Source organism: Pseudonocardia sp. (assembly GCF_025965585.1).
Lineage (GTDB): Bacteria > Actinomycetota > Actinomycetes > Mycobacteriales > Pseudonocardiaceae > Pseudonocardia.
Genome location: NZ_JAOPWR010000358.1, coordinates 1 through 6,442, shown reverse-complemented (window position 1 = coordinate 6,442; position 6,442 = coordinate 1). Strand labels below are relative to the sequence as shown.

The following is a 6,442-nucleotide window of genomic DNA, read 5'->3' as shown; positions in this document are numbered from 1 at the left end:
ACGATCGTGTTCGGGCGGGACATGAACGAGTCGTGCAGCATCGAGAGCAGGTACGAGAAGTCGATGCCCCTCGGATCGGCGAAGCGGATGATGAGCATCGACTCGTCCAGCGTCGGGATCGACCGGGCGATGAAGGGGTTCGAGGTGTCCACCATCGGCACGCGCTGGAAGTTGACGTGCGTGCGGGAGAACTGCGGGCACATGTAGTTCACGTAGTCGGGCATGCGTCGCAGGATCGTTTCGGTCACCGCCTCGGTGGAGTACCCGCGCATCGCCTTGTCGCGCTGGAGCTTCTGGATCCACTCCAGGTTCATCACCGGAACCACACCGATCAGTAGATCCGCGTGCTGGGCGACGTTCACGTCATCGGTTGCGACCGCGCCGTGCAGTCCTTCGTAGAACAGGAGATCCGAGTCGTCCTCGAGGCTCTCCCACGGCGTGAAGGTGCCGGCCGGCTGACGGTAGCGGGCCGCCTCAACATCGTCGTGTAGATACTTGCGCACCTTTCCGCCACCGCTCTCGGCGTACTGATGGAACAGGTCCTCCAGCTCTCTGAACAGATTGGACTCCGGCCCGAAGTGGCTGAAACTGTGATCGCCACGAGCCTGGGCCGCGGTCATCGCCGCCTTCATCTCTGTCCGATCGAACCGGTGGAAGCTGTCACCTTCGATATATGCCGCCTTCACGTGCTCGCGGCGAAAGATCTGCTCGAACGTACGCATCACCGATGTGGTGCCGGCGCCCGAGGCGCCGGTCACTGCGATGATCGGGTGCTTTCCTGACAATCCGTTCTCCCTGAAATCGGTCAGTTGCATGTGCGGAACAGGCCACGGGTGCCGTACAACGGCTGGTCGGAGAACACGCCCCCACTCTCACCGTGATAGGTCTCGATCCGCTCGATCTCCTCGGTCGACCCGAAGATGAGCGGGATACGCTGGTGCAGACTCTCGGGCTCGACGTCCAGAATGCGTTGCTGCCCGGTGATCGCGAGGCCGCCGGCCTGCTCGATGAGGAACGCGACGGGGTTCGCCTCGTACAGCAACCGCAGCCGGCCTGGTCGCGTCAGGTCCTTGCTGTCGCGCGGGTAGAGGAAGACCCCGCCACGGGTCAGAATGCGGTGGGTCTCCGCGACGAGCGACGCGACCCACCGCATGTTGAAGTCCTTCCCACGCGGCCCGGCAGACCCGGCGAGGCACTCGTCGACGTAACGCGTGACCGCCGGTTCCCAGAAACGGCGGTTCGAGGCGTTGATCGCGAACTCCGATGCTGCCTCCGGCAGCCGGATCTTCGGGTGGGTCAGGACGAACTCACCGAGTCGGGGTTCGAGGGTGAAGCCGTACACGCCGGTACCGACGGTCAGGACAAGCATCGTGGACGGACCGTAGATCGCGTATCCGGCGCAGATCTGCCCTGATCCCGGCTGCAGAAAGTCCTCCACCGCCGGGTCCGCCCCCGCAGCAGGTGCCCGCAGGATCGAGAAGATGCTGCCGACGGAGACGTTGACGTCGATGTTCGAAGAGCCGTCGAGGGGATCGAACGCCAGGAGGTACCCGCCTCGCGGAGGCTGCTTCGGGATGAGGTAGGGGTCATCGAGCTCCTCGGAGGCCATCCCCGCCACGAGACCGCTGCACTCGTTGGTGCGTAGAAAGATGTCGTTGGCCAGCACGTCGAGCTTCTGCTGTGTCTCGCCCTGGACATTCGTCCTGCCGTCCGTGCCGAGCACGTCCGCGAGCGCCCCGAAGGCCACTCGTCCGGCGATCGTCTTGCACGCGAGGGCGACATCGAGGATCAGCGCGTTCAGTTCGCCGCTCGATCCTGGGTAGCGCCTTCGCTCCTCGATGAGGAACTCGGCGATGGTCGTGTGGTCGGTGAGCATGCGTTCTCTCCTGGCCGGTCCGGCGCGCGATCACTTCCACAAACCCAGACCTGTGACGGTCGTGAAACCACGACGCATGGCGCTGTGGACGTGGGAATCAGCCTGCGGTGCGGCGGGCGGCAAGCCATCCCCCACGAGGGTGGGCCGGGGGGTGTGCGTCGTCGCGCATCGAGCGAGCGACCACGCGGATGCCGCCGAGGCGCTCCTGCTCGTCACCGGAGTGGCACATGTGTCGCGTGGGACTTCGGGACTCCTGCACAGCGGGCGAACACCCCGACATCGACGTGGCCACCGTCGAGGGCCACCTGCGGGACGGCCCGGTGCCCGGAGGGAAGCAGGGGTCCCCAGATCCGCGCCGCCATCGCCCTCCTGTCCGGCGGCGGCCGGACCGCCGTCATCACCACTCCCGATAACACGGCGGTGGCGCTCAGCGACGAGCCGGGCGGCGGTGCGGGGACGCGTATCACCGCCGGTTCCCGCGGTTGCAACGCAGTGGACGTGGCTAGGGTCCCGATGGCGCAGGCGAGTGCATGTGGTGACCAACCCGTGCACACCAGTCCGACCGCGCGTCGATCAGGACAGCTCCGCCGTGTCGCTGCGGTCCGCTGTTCTCACAGCGTCTTGGTTGCGATCTCGGGCTTGCGCGACGCCAGTGCGGCAGCCACCAGCGACGCACGCGCCGCGGTCGCTGTCACCACACAGCCGGCATCGACGAATGCCCGCACCTGTGCTGCCCGATCTTGCGGGTCCTGGTCGGTACCCAGCACGTAGATGATGATCTGCGGGCCACCGCCGGCGATGATGTCGCGGCAGATCGGGGCCAGCTCGGCGGCGGGGTCCGGGTGGGCACCGTAGCCGAGCACGACATCGAGGATGATCGCGGCGACGGCCGGGTCGGTGCCCTGCTCGCGCAGGAGCTCGATCCGCGCCTCCGGATCGATCATCGGGTGGGGGCGGCCCTTCGTGTACTCCTCCTCGCCGAGGTCGAGGCACATGTGCGCCCCCGCAGGGGCCGGCAGCCCCGGGTCCTTCGCGATGGGCGTGTTCGAGTACACCGGGCCGAGCACGTCGGCCAGGATCACCAGAGACTCGTAGCAGAGCGTCCCACCGGAGAACAGACCGCGCACGAGGGTGCGGCCGTCCGGCAGCGTCCCCAGCCGCTCGCTGACCAGGTCGAGGAGCCCCTCCGTGACGTCAGGCACACGCTTCCCCGCTGCCGCGATGGCCGCGACAGCACCGGCTTCCAGCGTCCGGGTGACGGTGACGCCCTCGGGCGCCTCGAAGTCCTTCGACACACCGACCAGCGCTGCGACCAATGTCTTTCCCGCAACAGCCTCGACGACGGCGCGCGCCACCTCGACGGCGGGTGGCTTCGAGACGAGAAGGATGATGTCGGTGCCGTCGTCGTCGACGAGCGCCTTGACCGCCGCGATACCCATCCGGCCGCCGATCGCCGCCGTCAGGTCCCGCCCACCCAGCCCGATGACCTGTGACACGCCCAGGCCCCAGCGGTCGACCAGGCTCGCCGCCTCCTGGGCGCCGGTCCCGGCGGCCGCCACGACGGCGACGCGGCCCGGCTTCACGACGTTGGCGAAACCGAGACAGGTCTGACCGAGCATCGCGGTGCCGGCGCCCGGCCCCATCACCAGTCGGCCCAACCGGTTCGCTCGGTCCTTGAGCTCGATCTCCTCCTCGACGGGCACGTTGTCGCTGAACAGCAGCACGTCCATACCTGCCGAAAGCGCCTTGTGCGCCTCCAGGGCCGCATAGTCACCGGGCACCGAGATCACGGCGACGTTGCTGTCGGGCTGGCGGCCCACCGCATCGCCCAGTGTTCGCGCGTCCGGCACTGCGGCCGAGCTGTCGCCGCCCGTGCCGCGCTCGGCGAACATCGCGGCCTGGCCGGCCTCTCGCGCCGCAGCCACCGACTCCTCCGAGTCACCCCGGATGGCGATGAAAAGGTCGTTCGGACCCGCGTCATCGAGCGCGCCGATGTCGAAGCCCTCCGCGAGGAGCGTCTCGAGGTTGCCGGGCGTGGCCATGGCCGCGGCGGCCCAGTCGACACCGTCGACGCCCCTCAGCGAGCGTGTACCCGACAGCTGAACCACCGAGTCCACGTAGGTGTCGGTGTAGACGGTCAGATTGTGGATCACGTGATGCACCCGTTCAGTGGTCGGTGGTCTGATCTGCGAGATGGTTCTCGGTGACGATGCGTTCGGACTCGGCGACAGCGGAGGAACCGAGCGGTCGCACGGTCTGCCGACGGCCTTCTCAGTCCTTGGCCAGCGTGGCGTCGAGCTCGATGAGGGCGGCGGTGAAGCACTCGATCGGAGCGGTGGCGACGCCGGCTCCCACCTGCCCGCTGCCGTCGGTGGCGTGCAGGATCCCGGTCGTGACCTTGGGGGTGATCCCGAGCTCGACGACCTTGCGGACGTCCACGCCGAGGGGGGTTCCCGCGAAGCCCATCGGCGGGAGGGTGAAGCGGCTGCTGGTGCCCGCACAGATGGCGCGGAAACCGTTCGTCGCCGCGGCCGCGTCGGCCATCGTTCCGCCCAGGAAGGCCGCAACGGCCGCCGAACCGCCTGCGGCAGGTCCGCCCATCCCACTGAGCTCGAGGACGGCACTGTCGCCGATGTCGCGTGCACTCGTCTCCGGGCCGTGACCCGAGTAGTACATCGCTTCGCCCACCGGCGGAGCCCCGGTGATGTGCCACGTCGGCGAACCGGCCAACTTGATGCCGAACGTGGTGCCGTTGCGCGACATCGTGGTCACGATGCTCGACCCCTGCACCTGCTCAGCCCACAGCTGGAGCGACTTCGCGGCGGCCATCGCCATGTTGAGGAAGAACAGGTGGTTGGCCGACAGGAACGCCGCGAAGGGTGCCCGCACGGCGTCGGACAGCGTAGCGATGTGCGGCAACCATGTGCGGGTGAGCAGGTTGGTGGCGGCCTGCGTGCGCATGTGCAGGTCGTCGCCCATGGTGATGCCCTGCGCGGCGATGGCGAGAACGTCGAGCTGGCCGGTCGCGCCGAGGATCTGGCTCACCGCGGGCCCGGCGATCTCGGCCAGGAACCGCAACCGCTCGATGGCGGCATCGGTGTCCCGGCCGAACCACGGCACCTCGCCGGGCCCCTGGTTGATCGACGAGTACGCCCGGGTACCGCCTTCCCGGTTCTCCACGACGAGCACGGGCTGCGACGGGCCGATCGCGCTGGCCATCGGTACCACCGTGTCGTGGTGGTTGGCGGCGTCGAGGACGACATCGCCGCGCTCGAGCAGGCCGTCGGCCTGCTCGACGTCGGATGCCCAGCCCTCGGCGACTACGGCGGCCCGCATCGAGCGGCGCAGCGGGTCGCAGTGCTCGGCGTAGGGGAGGGTCGGACCACTGTGCAGGATCGTGCGGCCCTCCACGCCCGGCACCGCCTCGCGGACGGTGGAGACCGCCACGAGCTGGGGCACGCCCTCGTTGAGCCGGCGCACCACCTCGGTGTTCGCCTCGTCGATCGCGGCCGCGGAGTCGCCGTACAGGCGGCTGAGCGCCCGCACGGCCGTCCGGTCGCCGCCAGCGGGGATCCGCCAGTCCACGTGCTGGACGGGACGTCCCTGGCTGCGTACCGCGTCGGCGAACATCGGTAGTCCGATGTTGACCACCTGGACCTCATCGGGGAACGCCAGCTGGGTCATGAATTCTCCTAGGGATCCGAGCCCCGTGTCGCAAATTAGAATTACGAACATCATATGAAACGCGGCGGACCCCGCGCATCCCCCGCGCGTCCCCCTGGCTGTGGGGAGTCGATCGGCGCGCCGCGGAGTTCGAATGACCACCTGCAGGTCGGAGACCTCTCCCCACAGCTCCTCTCGGTGAAGCACCCCTCGTCAGCTCCGACGTGCTCGGCGACGCGCGGTCGGGGGTGGGTGTCGGCGATGGACACCGTCGTCCACGGCGACCAGGTGAAGGTCTACGGGTGGTACGACAACGAATGGGCCTACGCCAACCGCCTGCTGGAGCTCGTCGAGCTCGTGGCGGTGTCCGATGACGCGGCCCGGTTGCCGGGGCGGCCACCGGCCGTCGTGACTGGACCTGGGGCGGCCGCAGAGTATCGGGCGCTCGATCCACGCCTCGTCACCCGGCGTGCTCCGACGGGCGGCACTCCCGTCGGAACCTATGAGACGAGAGTGCCGCCCGTCGTCGACGGTGGGCGCCCGCTCATGCCGGGCGCCGGCCGATCTGGAGCAGGGGGGCCGCGGCGGGGGCGCCACCGGTGGGGCCGCATGGTGCGGGTGCGCCGGCGTTCTGGACGAGGTTGAGGCTGGAGCAGGCTTGGCAGCGGGCGCAGCCGGCGATGGCGGTGTCGGCGCCCAGTCCGCGTTCGGCGAGGAAGCCGGCGACTTTGCGGTAGATGGGTTCGGTGTAGTCGCGGGAGGGGGCGGGGACGTTCTCCATCAGTGAGCCGGCGACGGGTCGCAGTGGTACGACGAAGGGGTAGACGCCGATGTCGATGGCGCGTTTGCAGGCGTCGATGGTGAGCTGGGGGTCTTCGCCCATGCCGAGGATGACGTAGGTGG

4 protein-coding genes and 1 pseudogene are annotated in these 6,442 nt (G+C 68.7%); all 5 read right to left on the bottom strand.

Features of this window, described 5'->3' with window-relative positions:
- The coding region (locus JWR81_RS21945; RefSeq protein WP_297656146.1) for a phosphoribulokinase at window positions 1–815 on the bottom strand (815 nt) is incomplete at its 3' end.
- Window positions 806–1,876: a class 1 fructose-bisphosphatase gene (locus JWR81_RS21940; protein WP_297656143.1), complete on the bottom strand. Its 1,071-nt coding sequence runs from the start codon at window positions 1,874–1,876 to the stop codon at window positions 806–808. The genes JWR81_RS21945 and JWR81_RS21940, both read right to left, overlap by 10 nt.
- A 611-nt stretch (window positions 1,877–2,487) precedes the next feature.
- The gene (locus JWR81_RS21935) at window positions 2,488–4,029 is read right to left on the bottom strand and encodes a protein FdrA (RefSeq protein ID WP_297656140.1); all 1,542 of its coding nucleotides are present in this window, start codon (window positions 4,027–4,029) and stop codon (window positions 2,488–2,490) included.
- 118 nt (window positions 4,030–4,147) lie between these two features.
- The gene (locus JWR81_RS21930) at window positions 4,148–5,560 is read right to left on the bottom strand and encodes a DUF1116 domain-containing protein (protein ID WP_297656137.1); all 1,413 of its coding nucleotides are present in this window, start codon (window positions 5,558–5,560) and stop codon (window positions 4,148–4,150) included.
- Window positions 5,561–6,083: 523 nt separating this feature from the next.
- Window positions 6,084–6,442: pseudogene (locus JWR81_RS21925) on the bottom strand (radical SAM protein); the annotation flags it as partial.